This is a genomic window from Paenibacillus sp. FSL R5-0810, from assembly GCF_038002285.1.
Taxonomy (GTDB): Bacteria; Bacillota; Bacilli; order Paenibacillales; family Paenibacillaceae; genus Paenibacillus_AQ; species Paenibacillus_AQ lactis.
This window is the reverse complement of the sequence record NZ_JBBOCF010000001.1, coordinates 3,929,721-3,944,826: the sequence shown is the minus strand read 5'-3', so window position 1 is coordinate 3,944,826 and position 15,106 is coordinate 3,929,721. Positions and strand designations below refer to the sequence as shown.

Annotated in this window: 15 protein-coding genes; 12 read left to right on the top strand and 3 right to left on the bottom strand. The window is 43.8% G+C overall.

What is annotated here, in order from left to right; all coding sequences use genetic code 11:
- The first annotated feature begins 543 nt into the window (after positions 1–543).
- The 9 genes from MKX76_RS17675 to MKX76_RS17635 all read left to right on the top strand — a co-directional run bounded on the left by MKX76_RS17675 (position 544) and on the right by MKX76_RS17635 (position 6,653).
- Complete coding sequence (locus tag MKX76_RS17675; RefSeq protein WP_341034318.1) at positions 544–1,788, top strand: WXG100 family type VII secretion target; 1,245 nt, start codon at positions 544–546, stop codon at positions 1,786–1,788.
- Positions 1,788–2,117 (top strand): hypothetical protein, encoded by a 330-nt coding sequence (locus MKX76_RS17670; protein WP_007131112.1) that lies wholly within the window; start codon positions 1,788–1,790, stop codon positions 2,115–2,117. Before MKX76_RS17675 ends, MKX76_RS17670 begins: the two co-directional genes overlap by 1 nt.
- Before the next feature lie 382 nt (positions 2,118–2,499).
- Positions 2,500–2,865 (top strand): hypothetical protein, encoded by a 366-nt coding sequence (locus MKX76_RS17665; RefSeq protein WP_340897244.1) that lies wholly within the window; start codon positions 2,500–2,502, stop codon positions 2,863–2,865.
- Between the two features lie 169 nt (positions 2,866–3,034).
- The gene (locus MKX76_RS17660; protein WP_341034317.1) at positions 3,035–3,523 is read left to right on the top strand and encodes a SitI3 family protein; all 489 of its coding nucleotides are present in this window, start codon (positions 3,035–3,037) and stop codon (positions 3,521–3,523) included.
- A 150-nt stretch (positions 3,524–3,673) separates the two neighbouring features.
- Positions 3,674–4,000: a ribonuclease toxin immunity protein CdiI gene (cdiI, locus tag MKX76_RS17655; RefSeq protein ID WP_341034316.1), complete on the top strand. Its 327-nt coding sequence runs from the start codon at positions 3,674–3,676 to the stop codon at positions 3,998–4,000.
- Between the two features lie 486 nt (positions 4,001–4,486).
- A complete protein-coding gene (locus MKX76_RS17650; RefSeq protein WP_341034315.1) occupies positions 4,487–4,972 on the top strand; it encodes a hypothetical protein in 486 nt (161 codons plus the stop codon).
- 134 nt (positions 4,973–5,106) lie between these two features.
- Entirely contained in the window at positions 5,107–5,472 is a 366-nt protein-coding gene (locus MKX76_RS17645) for a hypothetical protein (RefSeq protein WP_341034313.1), read from the top strand.
- A 303-nt stretch (positions 5,473–5,775) separates the two neighbouring features.
- Positions 5,776–6,147 carry a hypothetical protein gene (locus MKX76_RS17640; RefSeq protein WP_341034312.1) on the top strand — a complete coding sequence of 124 codons (372 nt, stop codon included), beginning with the start codon at positions 5,776–5,778 and terminating at the stop codon, positions 6,145–6,147.
- Complete coding sequence (locus MKX76_RS17635; protein WP_341034311.1) at positions 6,144–6,653, top strand: hypothetical protein; 510 nt, start codon at positions 6,144–6,146, stop codon at positions 6,651–6,653. The genes MKX76_RS17640 and MKX76_RS17635 overlap by 4 nt, the downstream gene beginning before the upstream one ends.
- A 592-nt stretch (positions 6,654–7,245) precedes the next feature.
- On the opposite strand, the gene MKX76_RS17630 is transcribed toward MKX76_RS17635, so the two are convergent.
- From MKX76_RS17630 to MKX76_RS17620, 3 genes are all read right to left on the bottom strand, one after another.
- Positions 7,246–7,908 carry a hypothetical protein gene (locus MKX76_RS17630; RefSeq protein WP_341034309.1) on the bottom strand — a complete coding sequence of 221 codons (663 nt, stop codon included), beginning with the start codon at positions 7,906–7,908 and terminating at the stop codon, positions 7,246–7,248.
- Between the two features lie 429 nt (positions 7,909–8,337).
- A complete protein-coding gene (locus MKX76_RS17625) occupies positions 8,338–9,954 on the bottom strand; it encodes a response regulator transcription factor (protein WP_340897219.1) in 1,617 nt (538 codons plus the stop codon).
- Positions 9,938–11,728 (bottom strand): sensor histidine kinase, encoded by a 1,791-nt coding sequence (locus MKX76_RS17620; protein WP_340897217.1) that lies wholly within the window; start codon positions 11,726–11,728, stop codon positions 9,938–9,940. The genes MKX76_RS17625 and MKX76_RS17620 overlap by 17 nt, the downstream gene beginning before the upstream one ends.
- Positions 11,729–11,936: 208 nt before the next feature.
- Between MKX76_RS17620 and MKX76_RS17615 the strand changes: the two genes are divergently transcribed.
- From MKX76_RS17615 to MKX76_RS17605, 3 genes are all read left to right on the top strand, one after another.
- Positions 11,937–12,830: a carbohydrate ABC transporter permease gene (locus tag MKX76_RS17615; protein ID WP_340897215.1), complete on the top strand. Its 894-nt coding sequence runs from the start codon at positions 11,937–11,939 to the stop codon at positions 12,828–12,830.
- 13 nt (positions 12,831–12,843) lie between these two features.
- A complete protein-coding gene (locus MKX76_RS17610; protein WP_077569614.1) occupies positions 12,844–13,674 on the top strand; it encodes a carbohydrate ABC transporter permease in 831 nt (276 codons plus the stop codon).
- A gap of 78 nt (positions 13,675–13,752) precedes the next feature.
- Positions 13,753–15,096: an ABC transporter substrate-binding protein gene (locus MKX76_RS17605; protein ID WP_028404396.1), complete on the top strand. Its 1,344-nt coding sequence runs from the start codon at positions 13,753–13,755 to the stop codon at positions 15,094–15,096.
- Positions 15,097–15,106: the final 10 nt, after the last annotated feature.

Genomic DNA, 15,106 nt, shown 5'->3' with positions numbered 1-15,106 from the left:
ATGAATGTGGAGTCGTTGATATTTATACACTCCTTATCCTTTTTATCACAGGAGAGTACTCTAATCAGTAAAATGCAGCCTACACATCTAATGAATCTCATCAAGAGAGCGGATGAACTCCTTCTCAAAATATCCAGACTGCTAGAATTGACCTATGAATCATACCAATCCATTTTAAAATATAGGACTTAAAGACAAGTACAGATAATTCTTTTCTAAACAGATATCCAGTACCAGTAAGCAGGGGCAAGAATAATGAAGGATAAGTTAATCCATTTATTCCTGCCCCTTTTTTACGGTATTTAAGGTTCTTTGACTCCAATCGTGACTCCCTTAATCCTGCAACTCCTATAATAATGCTCATATTACTGAGAATCCCGCTCGTAATAAAGTCCCGTATCTAACTGAGAAAAAGATCCTAGTTTTAAGTGACATAGCAAGGCCTCGAGAACCTTTTCCATATAATTCAAGTGGAGTAAAATATTTAAGTTAGCTATGATCGGAAATCGGGTTCAATCCCGAAAGCAAGATGGAGAGGTTGTTATGAGTAGAATTTTGGTCACACCGGAGATGTTGCTGCGCGTTGCAGAGCAATGCTCCAGGGCGCATGAACAGCTGGAAGCAATGATATACATGTTGAACCAGAACATTCATATGCTGGAGTCTGCCTGGGAAGGTACGACGAGATCCCGTTTTTACGCGGATTTTCAGCAGGCGCATCGGGAGATGATGCAGACCACGGAGCATATCCATCGGACAAGCCTGGAGCTGAGAGGGATTGCCCAGCGATTTAAGTCAGCAGATGAGCGGGTACAACCGATCCAAGTTGCTGGGCATGTGCTGGGAACATTCCCTATGATGAGGGGCCCCTCAGGCTATAGAGCCGTAGAGGATATGGGGAGAAGTGCCGAGGAAGCCTGGAATTCGGTGCAGCAGGAAGCCGGGAAGGCATGGGACACCGTGAAGCAAGAAGCAGGGGAAGTATGGGAGGGCGTAAAGATCGGGGCCGCCCAGTTAGGGAACTCGTTAAAGGATACGGGGATATCCTTGTACGAAGATCCACTTGGAACCGTGAAAGAGATGCTCTATAATGCAACCATCGGGACGGTCGAGGAAATTTGGAACACGGGGATGTGGGCCGGCCGAATGGTTTTTAGCAATGAGTACCGCGAAAAAGTTGCAGAAGACGTAAAGGCAGAAGTCGATTCAGCAGGTGGTTGGTCCAATTATTTGGGGCAGGCGGCAGCTTTGATCGTTGGGGAGGTTATTCTCAACCGTGCTGGAATTAGGGGGAGAGGCCCCCTGAATAATAAGCATAATGATCATGGTGGCGGTAGTGGTGGTGGTAGCGGTAATGGTGGCGGTAATGTTAAACCGGTAAAAGAAGTAGAAATTGTTGATAAGAATGGAAGACCAATCGGTGAGTTAGACGAAATCGATTTGAAGAACGGTGTTTTTTATGAAGATAAAACAGCTAAAGGATTAAACATAGTAAATCCTAAAACAGGGTTACCTGCCCAAACTCCTCAGCAGTTTGCTGATAAGCAAATACTAGATAAGACTAGAAAAAGGATAGTTAACCTGGAAGAAGCTATTGCAACTAGACCGACAAAAAATGGTACGCCGGATGTACCTTCACTAGACCAAATCCAAAATATCCGTAAGTTCGTCTTTAGATTGGACGGAGATACACCTGAACTAAGGCAGGCAGTCGAGAACAGCCTAAATCAACTAAGAAAAGAATTTCCTGACTACACATTTGAAGCAATATTTGGAGGGAAAGATTAATGTCTATTGCAGCTATGATATTAAACTCAGAAAACGAGTTTGAGGAAAAATTTTACATTCCTGTAGCGTCAGAAGCTTTTTTCGAAGAATGTTGGATACCTGCTATTGAAGAACTGAACTTAGAATGGATTAATGTTTTTTCCGTTGGATTAGATATGGAGAAAGAAGACTTGCCTTTTGTGATGAAGGAGCTATCTCAGATAAAGGAGTGGGCAAAAACAAATTTACCTAGCGAAAAACAAGAAAAGATAATTGAAAGAATTGAATTACTTGAAGCTGAACTTCCTATCGCTTTTCGAAGAGATGGGGCAGTAGTGTTTATTGGCTAGGTTTCAATAAGTACTGGTGGGGCTACCCAGTGCCGAAACAAAACACTTATACCTATGTTTGGGTAACCTATCAGTTGATTAGTGGCTATTAAACAACCGTGTCTATTTAGATAATATTCTGTCCGCCGTCCACCACGCATCGCCCGTTAATCGGGCGGGAGATAACTAAGCCAAGCAAATTCATCTTTCATGCCAGTATGAGGATTAGATCGAATTGGTAATCATCCAATTATTGTGATGAGATGCGGTGAACAAATCGAATGCATTCGGCGTGTGGATCTTTCGTCGCGCGCCTTTTCCGGATATTGCATTACCAGGGCATACGCCAGTTTTGATCTGATATAATACAATAAACAGCTATACGCAGAGGTGGCGAATGACTTTGAAGAAACCTCGGAAGATCATAGCATTCGGTTTTATTGGCATCGTATTTCTTGTCGTTATGTTCGTAGGTGCCTATATCAATAATATCGGATTCCATAACCTAAAGCTCATGTACACGTTGAGTACTACGGAGAAATTAATAGTTCCAATGGATAAAGTGGGGCATTATCTGGCAAGAGAGGATCGTTCCGTTGAGCTTCTAAAAGAGCGAATGAGCAGTAAAGGATGGAGCTATGTCGAGCAAGAAGGCTCTAATTATTTTTTTGAAAAGGGAAATGAAGAAGCGATCGTTACCTTGCAGCAATGGAATCATAAATATATCATCTATCAGGTTAAAGATAACGTCATCAATATAGCGGACTAGTGAGCAATTATGTTGTACACTTTAATAAACAGACTTTCATCATTGTTATTTGAAATGGTGGAAATTAATTTAATTAATACTTTATCAATTTTAAACGATTAGCGGATTGGCCGATTAATGGACTTAAAGAATTAATAGCAATTGATTTACATAATATAGGAGTGCTCAAGTGGCTATTGAATATTCTCTCAAAACAGAACAAAAAATATCTGAATCCTGTTTATTACAAGAACTAGCTTCAATGGGGTATAAAAATATTGATGTAATAGACATTCCAAAAGGAATTAAAATTAGTCAATTTGAAAAATCACTGGGTCTGTCTGTTTACTTAACGGAGCCTGGCGAATATCCCTATAACGCTTATGACACTCAGTTTTTGAGCAGTGAGTTTGTATATGAAAGCACATTGAGTATTCGCTTTATAAACAATTTATACAATAATGAATCCTTTAAGTTTGCTTTATCTCTAGTGTTCAATTTGATGAAAAACAATAATTCAAATGCTTTATTTTTATCAAATGGTGATAATGAATTATCTTTCTTTACTAAAGGACATGTATATTTGGATAATTCATCACATGTCTGGGATAATGGTTATTTTACTGAAATTCTTAAGGGATATAGATATAGTAATTTTGATGGAAAATTTATAGATTAGAGAAGGCACTGCCTGGTGACGAATGAACCCATCTTCAACGAATAACACATTTAACTCAAGTAATTTTTATCTGACTTTTGATTATAAGGACTAAAAAAAGAGAAAGAACTGTATAGAATACTTACAGAAAAAGACGAAATTGACAAACTGGTGGAATCTTATTTCTGGGTTATTGATTTCCCAAGGGCTTTGGAGTATTTGGGGGATATTGAGAGGCATGGCTATGGATCGGGGCCATTAGAGGTACAATTTTCATCTTATCATGAGCCAGAAGAGGAGTATTACATTGGGGATAAGAAAGTGTGCTTTATAGGAGAGCCCCCAGCTTCCGACGAAAATGTAATGGCAATAATTGAGTATGATGAATTTTATAACTACATAATTATTTTTAGTGCAAAACATCTTGACGAGCACCCTGAAGATAAAAATAAGATTAATACTTCATTAGAGAAAATAAAAAACAGATTAGGTATATAACTTGAATAAAGATCGCAAAAACCTGCCAAGCCACAATGCGAGCTATCCGTCCGTATTGTGGTTTTCTTATAACCGTATACCCGCTCCCATCCAGTGCCGAATTAGTCGGGCGGCTGAACCACATCAAAAAGATATCGATTCCCTTTGTAACCTGATACAGATAACGGTTTTCCAAGCCCGTCGTCGAAACTGTTTTTTTGGTTTGTTGAGCCTGTTCATCTGCTTCAATTATCCTTAAAAAAGATGGTCAACCTGCCGGGTGATTTAGATGTTGTTACTAAGAATGCAATAATTGAAGTTAAGGCATCAATTAAAGCTGTTGAGGTGCAGAACAATTTTTGAAGATGGCTAAGCAAAACCATTCGGATTTTTTTAAATCCTGGGAACACAGAAATATAATTCTCTATATTGACAAGCCGTTGGCTAACTTAAGAGGTGTAACCATTGTTAATTCATGGGATGATTTACAGGAGGCACTAAGATAGAATGGGAACCACTGCTTTTATTTTGACAGATCGTGAAAAATATACGCCGGAAAAGTTCTTGGCGGATACAATTGTAGCAACCTTTCATTCGGATGCTAAACTTATCTTTGAGAATTATAAAAATTACGAAGAGGGACGATTCTCATCTACAACATTGAATATACTTGACCATTCCTATAATAGCGAAGAGAATAACTACCAATTTATTTTGTATGTAAAGGCTAGAGAGAATCCTAGTATTTTTTTCAGTGACTATGATGATCTTGGGTTGAATTCAGACCGCGAATTATTTCGGATAGGGGCTATTGAAGAGGTTTACGGAGCAGAGAAGGTTATTTTTCGTTTTATCTATGAATATCTTAAGATTAACCCGGACGATTACTTTTGGGTAGCAGATTATGATTGGGTCTACAGTTGGGAAGACATGCAAAGATTAAAATCGTTACCTTATGATCCTGATTGGTGTTATAAAAATCCTAAATATTAGAATTGCCAGTCAATGCATTTGCGTGTAGATCTTTCGTCGCGAGCCTTTTCCGGATATTGCATTACCAGGGCATACGCCAGTTTTGATTCTGATATAATACAATAAGCAGCTATACGCAGAGGTGGCGAATGACTTTGAAGAGACCTTGGAAGATCATAGCATTCGGTATTATTGGCATTGTTTTTCTTGTCGTTATGTTCGCAGGTGCCTATATCAATAATATCGGATTCCATAACTTAAAGCTCATGTACACGTTGAGTACTACGGAGAAATTAATAGTTCCAATGGATAAAGTGGGGCATTATCTGGCAAGAGAGGATCGTTCCGTTGAACTTTTAAAAGAGCGAATGAGCAGTAAAGGATGGAGTTATGTCGAGCAAGAAGGCTCTAATTATTTTTTTGAAAAGGGAAATAAAGAAACGATCGTTACCGTGCAGCAATGGAATCATAAATATATCATTTATCAGGTTAAAGATAACGTCATCAATATAGCGGACTAGTAAGCAGCTATGGCAAACACCCTCATCATTGATATTGAAATGGTGGGGGGTTGTTTTAATTAATTCTTCATCAACTATAAATAAGGCTGCATCATAATGTTTATAGAGGCGAATGAGTCACGGAATGGAAATAGAGCTTGTTTATAAAAATGATAAGATAAGAGTGGACTTTGGTGAATCAATAAGTAAATTCTGGGGCCTTTTTATATAGGGACTCATAGAGGGATGATACAATATGGAAAAGATGGTGCTTATATATTTTCCAGCCAAAACCATCAGAATAAAATAAGAAAGAGGATATCTATGGAAGTGGATTCTTTATTTAAAACATTAAGGGAGTATAAAGGTGTAGAGATTATATTAGAGTGGAGCAGTGGATTAAGAATTGTAGGCAAAACAGACACATTTTTTGAGACAGACAATGGATTAGATGATGATCACCCCGAGTACGCAGAATATTATGCAACTGCATTTCAAGTAAATCAAATTTTATCCTATCCTTCTATTAACGAAGGCAGTGTATATAATTGGTTGCAAGAAGGAAAAAGTTCACTGGTTGAAATCTCTCTTTATGAAGATCCACCCAGTTCAGTATGTTTAACCGACGGAAAAAGAGTATGGGAAAGGGAGAAATTTATAAATAATCAGGAAGGCGGAAGGAGGCAAGTGAATTGAGGAAAAAAACCAGGACTATACTGATTTCTTTCTCTGTAATAACGCTGATTATCTTTTCTATATTTTTGATCAGTCAAAGCATCACGAACGATAGAGATTCAAAAATGAAACTGGAATCTATAATTGGTAATTCCGTATTTGAAGTGTGGAATTTTTATCACGATCTCGGAAACCTTCAAGATTTGGATGGTAATAGCATTCAGGAAATCAATAATCGGCTATATCGTGTAGAGAGCTATTCTAAAGTTATAGATTCGGGAGTATCGACAGAGTTATTAGTTCCTATTGCCAATAAATTGAATACAAGAATTAGCGCAATATCTTCTAACTATAATGAAACAGGGGAAATAAGTGAAGCTGATCAGGAAATATTCAATCAAATGGTCCAAGATGCAAGAAAGATCTCTGAGCTGATTACAGAAATTTATTATCAAAATAATATTCATCAAGAAGGGAAAATCAAACTTAACATTACGAACTATGAAGAGTTAACGAAATTTAAATAATTTAAATTCACACAAGAAGAAATAGGACTTTATCCGATCGCGGGCGACTTGCTTGTCGTTCTGTCTCCATACAAAACATGGACGGAGCAGCAGTTCGTTTTGCCTGTCCCTGTTAAACAGAGTGCAACGGAACCGTTGTTCCACAGGTAGAATCACAAGAAGATATAGATCACAAGAACGGTGGATAAAAAGGAAATCGAGGAAACGGCACTTAAGAGGTTGGACTGCTTCGGAGTATGATTCGTATTCATTTTTGAAATGGTTAATCGATGAATGCCAAAAAAGAGCATTAAGCTAACGACCCATAAGAGGATGTTGAATAATCCGTTATTCCCTCGATTAATTAAATGAACAATGAATCCAGAAAAGTAATACCATATGAATCCAATGCAAACATTCAATATCAGGGCAGCTGTGATTTTCGCCTTCATGGCATACTCCTTTCAAATTCCATTATCAAACATATTATATCATAAAAGGAATATAAGTCGACTGGGACCTTCAGTACGGAAACCAAAAAAAAGGACACCAAGTCCCAAACAGACCTCGTGCCCTCAAATCAACGGATTCACATTGTTCGTTGTACTTCTTGTTATTTCACAAATGAGTCCGGCAGCTTCAGGGAAACGACAGCATCGTCAGTCTCCTGCAGCCCCGAATCACTTAGAAATTGCTCGCGGAGCTCTTTTTTATTCTTACCTAATGCATACTTCACGCTAATATCAACGACATTGTCATGCGAACGAAATGCGGGGAATTGGTCCAACGAAAAAACAACCGCATTCGCTTGATAAGTCTTCGAATCATCATCGCCGCAAGGAGATTTGGAATCATCCGGGCATAGGTTTACGGTAATGGGACGGTGCCGCGGATTGTGCTTGGCTGTTTCCCCATTGATGGAGCCGTCGATGTACTGGATGCTGATTTCCCGATCCTTCCTCGTATTCTCGACCGCAGAAACGACATACAACCGATCCGGAACGGCTTGATTATTCTGGTTGACGGCATCTCTCACCAAGAAAACGTATTGGTAGCGGATGCTGATATTGTCTTCGATCTCCGAGATTTCGGTCAAAGGCTCCGTGTTCACGGATCCGGCGGATTTGATCCCTTCCAACTCATAGATTGCGCTTAATATTGATTCGGGGTCCGTGTTCAGCGGGACGGTTTGTTTGACGGACGTGCTGCAGCCGGTAAAAAGGGCAGCGAAGGCCATGAAGATGGCTAGGATATATCGGTTCTTTTTGCGAATCACGCCTTTTCCAATCCTCCTTACAACGGCATGTACGATCATGGTTAATATATGAAGCTATCTAAACTAAGTTAATGGAATTCATGTCATAATGCAAGCTAGGATGATACTTAGGGATAGGTGAAGGTGAAAACGGATCAAAGATCCTTAATGGCTGCGTGAAAAGTTACCTTTAACCGAAAGCCGAATCCAGAACTTGAAGATCCATCACCACTTTCTGCATTGACGGTCCGATGTATTGTTGAACATGAAAAAAAGGACACCAAATCCTAAGCAGACCTCGTGCTCCCAGATAAATTGGTTATTGATGCTCGCAACATGACCCTTGATAGTGGATCGGTTGAACTTCATAAGAAAAACAGGAGATCATCTCTCGCAAACAGAGGCAGGTCTCCTGTTTTTCTTCATGACAACTTTCAGTAAGCTGATGCCTTATATTGATCGCCGGTATTCGCTCGGCGACATCCCGGCGTAATTCCGGAATAGCTTAATAAAATAGCTCGTATGCTCATATCCGAGCTGCTCGGAAATTTCCGCAACGTTTAAATCGGACTGGTTCAGCAACTCCTGGGCTCTTTCCATTTTCGTGCGGGTGACGAATTCGACGAAGGTTTCTCCAGTTTCCTGCTTGAAAATACGGCTGAAATGAGACGGGTTCAGATTCAAGCGATGCGCCATTTCCTCCATCGCGATTTTCTCGCCCATATGGAGGCGGACGTATCGCTGCGCCTCGGCAATTTCTCGGCGTACGACGGTTTGTTCCCGAAGCGACTCGATTTCGACGGATTTTTTTTCGAGAAATTCTTGGAGCCATTCCAGCAAATGGTCCAGCGTTTCAATCGAGGCAATTTTCCGCTGGAGCCTTTCGGTATTGAAGTTCGTGACGAAGTTTTGCATGACGGTGTACTTGAGCTGGAGTTCCATGGTCATTTTGAGCACCCAGCATTTTACCGCCTCCACAGGATAGACCTTGCTTTCTATAAAACCTTTCCATTCTCTGACGGCAAGCGAAATCCGGGTCTTGTCCCCGGCAAGAATGCAATCTTTCAAATCCTGCAGGGCTTTGGAATAATGCAGGAAAATATCCTCTTTCGTCGTCTCCAGGGGCTGCATGTTGGCATAAACGCGCTCGCCCGAATAGAATCGAAACGTTGCGGCATCAAGCAATTTCTGGATCTCTTTTTTCAAATGAAGCAATTCGCGGCTCACTTCCCCGCGGATAAACGAAATGCCGATGCGCAGATGTTGAAACATCTGTTGTTGGACGCGAGACAGTTCGTCCTGAACGTCCTCATAGAGATTCCGTGTCAACGTATGCGGGAAGGGGAACAGAAACAGGTATTGGCGTTCGTTCAGGACAAACAAGAAGCTTCCGTTAAAACGAACTAATTCCTGCAAGGCGTTATGGATCACAAACTGCATGTTGACGGCTCCGCCGAACCGGACTTCCAATTCGGCGGCTCTCTCCGGCAGGGCCAGGACTGGCAGATAAGGGACGCCGTCACGGAGAAGGATACCGAAATTTTGAAATTCGTTCGCCCATTCGGCTTCGCTCCAGACCGGTTGTTCAAGAAACTTGCGGATCAATCCGGATCGAATGGCGGAAAGATGTTGTTGGATTTTCTTTTGGAGCTGGTTCCGGTCGTGTTCCAAGTCATTTTCCACGGTCAATTGGTTCGTCAATCGGCCCAGCACGGAAACGACCTGATCAATCCGAAGACTCTCCTTTAAAATATATTCGCTCACGTTAAGTTTTACGGCCGTCTGCGCGTAGTGAAAATCTTCGTGGCAGGACAAAATGACCGCCTTCAACCGCGGGTTGGCTGCGCGCGCTTTTTCGATTAATTCCAGTCCGTCCATGACGGGCATTCCGATATCCGTTACGAGAATGTCCGGACGATGAATTTGGCAAGCTTCCCAGGCTTCGCCGCCGTCGGAACAAACGGCAGCCAATTCCAGACCTAGTGTCGGCCAGGGAATGCCGGCACTCAAATAATCCAATACCGTATAATGATCGTCGGCGAGAAGAACTTTAAACACGTTGATCATCCTCCCCTGCATTCTCGATCGGCAGCAGCAGCTCCACAGTCGTGCGCCGCCCGTATTCGCTTTGAATGTTCATTTCAAACCGCTCCCCGTACAACAATTTCAATCGGCTGAAGACGTTGATCAGGCCGATACCGTCAGAAGAGATCCGTTCGCCCAAGTTCTTCTGCGCGATGAGATCCTGCTTTTGATAGCTAAGCCGCTTCTTTAATTCCTCAAGCGTATCCGGATTTATGCCCAAGCCGTTATCCTCGACCGTGATGTTTAATGAAGCGCCGGCGGTTTGCGCACGGATCCAAATCATCCCCCCATTCTTCGAAAAGCCGTGTTTATACGCGTTCTCGATAATCGGCTGCAAGATAAAGCGGGGGACGGTAACGGCAAACGGGTCCGCATGGATTTCCCAATGAATCTCGATCGGAAATCGCGTAGTAAACTTCATTAAGTCCGTATATTGTTTAGCTGTTTCCATTTCGGCATAAAACGTGACGAATTCATCCTGCCTAAGACTTGCTCGGAGCAACGAGGATAGCGACTCGACGGTGACAGCGTTTTCATCATCACCTCTCATCAACAATTTCAGTCGGATCGAATTTAGAACGTTAAAGAGGAAATGCGGATGAACTTGCGCCTGCAGCATCGCCATTTCGGCTTGACGCTTCAATTCCTGCTCCATCTTCACCTGCGTCAGGATTTGCTGGATGCGGTCGAGCATAAAGTCGAACGAACGGCCGAGCCGGCCGATTTCATCAGGTCCGCGAACGTTGGAACGCACGCTTAAATCCCCGGATTCCACTTTCTTGGCCGCCTCCCCGAGCGCCAGAACCGGCTTGGTGAAGCGCCTCAACAAATAGGTAAGGGCGAGCAAAAAGCCGATCGCGAACATGGCTTGCAGAAATAGCATCGTTTTATAAATCCCGTTCAATTTTCCCGTAAGCTGTTCGTAAGGAGCCACGCTTACAAGCTTCCATCCCGAAAAACGAAGCGGGAGCGAAAGAAGCAATTGATTTTCTCCGCCGATTTGAATAATCTCCGGCGAAGCTGAAATAGGATGCGGCAGCACGTTCTCGAACCGGTCTCCGATCCAATCGGCATGGCGATTCGATAGGATGCGATTGTTCTCGTCTACCAAATACACGTCCTCCTCCATATCGGCAAAGAGCTCACGAATGCTGTTTTCCGTGCGGCTGACCACGAGGTAGGCAAACGGCGCTTTATGAACGGTCTCGGTCAATGCCCGCGCGGTCATATAAACATATTTCTGTTCAGGGTACAGCGGTGGCAGGTAGTTTTCCAGTCCGCCTAAAAATAATGTCTCGTAAGGCGTCAAGCGTTCCGCCCTGGGAAACCAGTCCTGCCGGAAAAAGCGCTGTGGCTGAAAGTCGTAGAAGGAGTAATCGGAATATGCCCGGCCGTCCTCTGTCAGCAAGGTCAGGCGCAGGTCCTGCTTCTCGCCGGCGACCTGCTCCAATCGGGTCGTTAGCTGCCTCGCGGCAACCGGACTTTTTTTCGCCTCTTCCAATAGTGTTTTAATTTCCGGATCCAATTGGACGAAGTTCGATATGGACACCATTTCCTCCAGTATCGCTTCCACTTGAGATTGCACAATCATGAGCGATTGCTCCGCTTTTCCGAGCGTGTGCTCGCGAATGATGATTTTGGAGTATACGCCGGTGGTGTAAAGCATGCCGATGGCAGGCAGTACGAGGCAAGCAATGGATGTAAGAATCAGTTTTTTTCGCAGGGACACATGCTTGAAATTCAGTCGGATGCGCATTCGTTGTCGATCACCTCGGCCACAATGAATCGATTGCTTTTGCGTGATAAGTAAATATTAAAGCATTCTGTGGACGGTTTCATTCAACATTTTTTTCTATGCGGGAAAAAATATCGCAAAAATCTTTTCCGATTAGAAAAAATCGTTTCATGTGCACCGGATACACCGATGTCTATAATGAGAAAAAATAGAGAATGTAAAAGAGGTGATGAGGGTGATCCGAAGACGAGCGTTTTATGAGAACGTTACCGGATATTTATTTATTTTACCGATGCTGGTCTTGACGATGACCTTGGTCGTCATCCCGATTGTGCTGTCGGGGGTAATCAGTTTTACGGACTGGAATTTCATTGCGGGCATTGGGGGGCTGAACATCGTCGGGTGGGACAACTACACGGAGTTGTTTCGGGATGAAGCGTTTCACCGTTCCTTGCGAAATAACATCGTGTTGATCGCGGTCGTTCCGGTGTCCATGTTCATTGCGATGGTGCTCGCGGCACTGATTAACAAGGGGACGTACTTCAAGAGCTTTTTCAAAGTCATCTATTTTATGCCGTTTATTTCTAGTATTGTTGCAATCGCTTTGCTTTGGAGGGTGCTGTTCCATCCGAACAGCGGACCGATTAACGGCTTTTTACGGTCGATCGGTATCGATCACCCACCGATGTGGCTGGCGGATCCGAACTACGCGCTGATGGCCGTCATGATCATCATGATCTGGACTTCGCTAGGGTTTAACATGATCATTTATTTGGCCGGACTGCAAGGCATTCCGAAGGATCTTTATGAGGCGGCCGAAGTGGACGGAGCTTCGCCGATACGCCAGTTTTTCAAAATTACGCTGCCTATGCTGTCGCCGACAACCTTTTTCCTGTTGATTACAGGGGTTGTAGGATCTTTCAAGGTTTTTGATCTGATTATGGTGCTAACGAACGGAGGGCCGGCTGGTTCGACATCCGTTATTGTTTTCTATCTGTATGAAGAGGCTTTCGTGAATCTGGAATCCGGGTATGCATCCGCCATGGGGATTGTTCTGTTGATTCTGATACTGTTCATCACCTTGATCCAATGGGTAGGACAGAAGAAGTGGGTAAATTACTAGGAGGCCGTTAAACATGAAATCCATTCGACTGAACCGGGTCATCATTACGGCCCTGATGGGCATCGCAGGGATCTTCTTTATCCTGCCGTTTCTGTGGATGTTGTCGGCATCGTTCAAGCCAGAGCTTGAGGTGATGACTTATCCGATTCAATGGATCCCGAGTACGTGGAAAGTCATTGAAAATTACAGCCAGGTATGGCTGGGGAGCATCCCGTTCGGGCTTTATTATCTGAACAGCATCAAGGTGACTTTACTGACGACTGCATTATCCTTGGTCATCTCCGCCATGGCGGCTTACGGCTTTTCCAAGGTTCATTTCAAAGGACGGGATGCGGTCTTTATACTGGTATTGGCTACGTACATGATTCCGCATCAAGCCATCCTTGTTCCGCAATTCATTATGTTTCGCTGGCTCGGATTGTTTGACAATCACATGAGCCTCGTGTTGCTGGGCGCTTCGGGGGTGTTGGGCACGTTTTTGCTGCGCCAGTTTTTCATGGGGGTTCATAACGAGATTATCGAATCCGCAAGAATCGACGGCGCGAACCACTGGAGAATTTTTTTCCGGATCGGGCTGCCGCTGGTCAAACCCGCGCTTTCGACCTACATGATTCTCCGTTTCATTTGGACCTGGAACGACTACCAGAACCCGCTGATCTTCCTGCGCACAGATTCACTGTTCACGCTGCAGCTCGGCATTCGTAAATTTGCCGATTTTAACGGCGAATTTTATTCGCTCATGATGGCGGGAGCCGTATCCGCAATCCTGCCGCTGCTGATTATTTTCATTATAGGTCAAAAACAAGTCATAGAAGGGGTGGCATCAGGAAGCGTCAAAGGATAAACGATCTAACAGTAGTTCAAACCGTCATCGTCTGGTTTTTTTGGAACGCTTATTATCATATACCAAGGGGGAATTCACATGTTCAAAAGAAATTGGAAGCGCTTTTTCGCTGCTGCGGCCATCCTTTCGCTCATCGTATCAGGATGTGCTTCAGGTTCGGGAGAAAGCCAGGGGGCCGGTTCGAACGGCAGCGCAGCGGACGGTACAGTGACCATCAAACTGCATACCTGGTATCCGAAGAAGACCGACAACTGGGATGTTGCCATCGCGGAATTCGAAAAAAAACATCCCAATATCAAAGTGGAATTCGTATCCGCGGAAGACAACAATTCCAACGAATATTACAAGAAGCTCGATCTCGCCGCGGCCTCCGGCGAAGCGCTGGACGTCGTAATGTTCAGCAACATGAATTACCTCAGCCAGCGTATGGAACTCGGCATGCTGGAACCGATCGACGGCTATCTGGAGCAAGAAGGTGCAGTCCTTGCTGACGAGTATACGGTAGATACCAGGATTGGGGGGAAAACGTACGGGTTGCCGGGCAAATCGGTTCTCCCCTTGGTGTTCATCAATGAAAACCATCTCAAAGAGGCGGGGCTTGAACTTCCGAAGGATTGGACGTGGGACGAATATATGCAGTATGCCAAGGCGATGACAAAAACCGACGCCGGCAAGACAAGATACGGAACTTATTTCCATAGTTGGTCCACGCAAGCATACTTTGTTCAGAGCATGAATCAAGCGGTCGGAGCGAACTTGACCACGGACGACGGAGCGGCAGCCAACGCGGATACGCCGAGCGTTCGCAAGTCGTTGGAGCTGCGGCTGCAAGGGGAGGAGGAGGGCTTCGTGACGCCGTATTCGGAAGTCATCAGCCAAAAATTGAACTATCGCCCCCAATATTTCAATCAGGAAACGAGCATGATTTCAATGGGATCATTCCTGGTTCCGGAAACCGGAGGAACGGATCAAGTGCCGGCGACATTCAAAACGGTTTTCGCTCCCCTTCCGAAGGTGAATAAGGAAGATCCAATTTCGGGCAATGTCAGCGGTGATGTGCTGGGGATCTATAGCAAATCGAAGCATAAAGAAGAAGCGTACACGTTTATCCGTTGGTATACGACAGAGGGAATCGCCCTTCAAGGGAAGTACTTTCCTTCCTGGAAAAAGGTGAACATGGACGAAGTCGTCGATAACATCATCGCCGGCACGAAAACCCCGGAAATGATCGACAAGGAATCTTTGCTCTACGTGCTTGAACATACAAAACAAACGACGGCGGCGGTCGCGGTGCCGTTCCATGCGGAGCTGGAGAAAGTGTTCGTCGAAGAATTCGACGCGATGATGCTGTCGGGCCAGGATCTTGATACAACCGTAAAAAACGCACAGCAACGCATTCAAAAAATCATCGATTCCAAGTAGGAGGGAAGCT

What these genes read in the sequence shown, in the direction of transcription:
- MKX76_RS17610 (WP_077569614.1), top strand. Translation starts at nt 12,844, where the DNA reads ATGAAATCCATTCGACTGAACCGGGTCATCATTACGGCCCTGATGGGC.
- MKX76_RS17675 (WP_341034318.1), top strand. Translation starts at nt 544, where the DNA reads ATGAGTAGAATTTTGGTCACACCGGAGATGTTGCTGCGCGTTGCAGAG.
- MKX76_RS17620 (WP_340897217.1), bottom strand. Translation starts at nt 11,728, where the DNA reads ATGCGCATCCGACTGAATTTCAAGCATGTGTCCCTGCGAAAAAAACTG.
- MKX76_RS17670 (WP_007131112.1), top strand. Translation starts at nt 1,788, where the DNA reads ATGTCTATTGCAGCTATGATATTAAACTCAGAAAACGAGTTTGAGGAA.
- MKX76_RS17650 (WP_341034315.1), top strand. Translation starts at nt 4,487, where the DNA reads ATGGGAACCACTGCTTTTATTTTGACAGATCGTGAAAAATATACGCCG.
- MKX76_RS17640 (WP_341034312.1), top strand. Translation starts at nt 5,776, where the DNA reads ATGGAAGTGGATTCTTTATTTAAAACATTAAGGGAGTATAAAGGTGTA.
- MKX76_RS17625 (WP_340897219.1), bottom strand. Translation starts at nt 9,954, where the DNA reads ATGATCAACGTGTTTAAAGTTCTTCTCGCCGACGATCATTATACGGTA.
- MKX76_RS17615 (WP_340897215.1), top strand. Translation starts at nt 11,937, where the DNA reads ATGAGGGTGATCCGAAGACGAGCGTTTTATGAGAACGTTACCGGATAT.
- MKX76_RS17605 (WP_028404396.1), top strand. Translation starts at nt 13,753, where the DNA reads ATGTTCAAAAGAAATTGGAAGCGCTTTTTCGCTGCTGCGGCCATCCTT.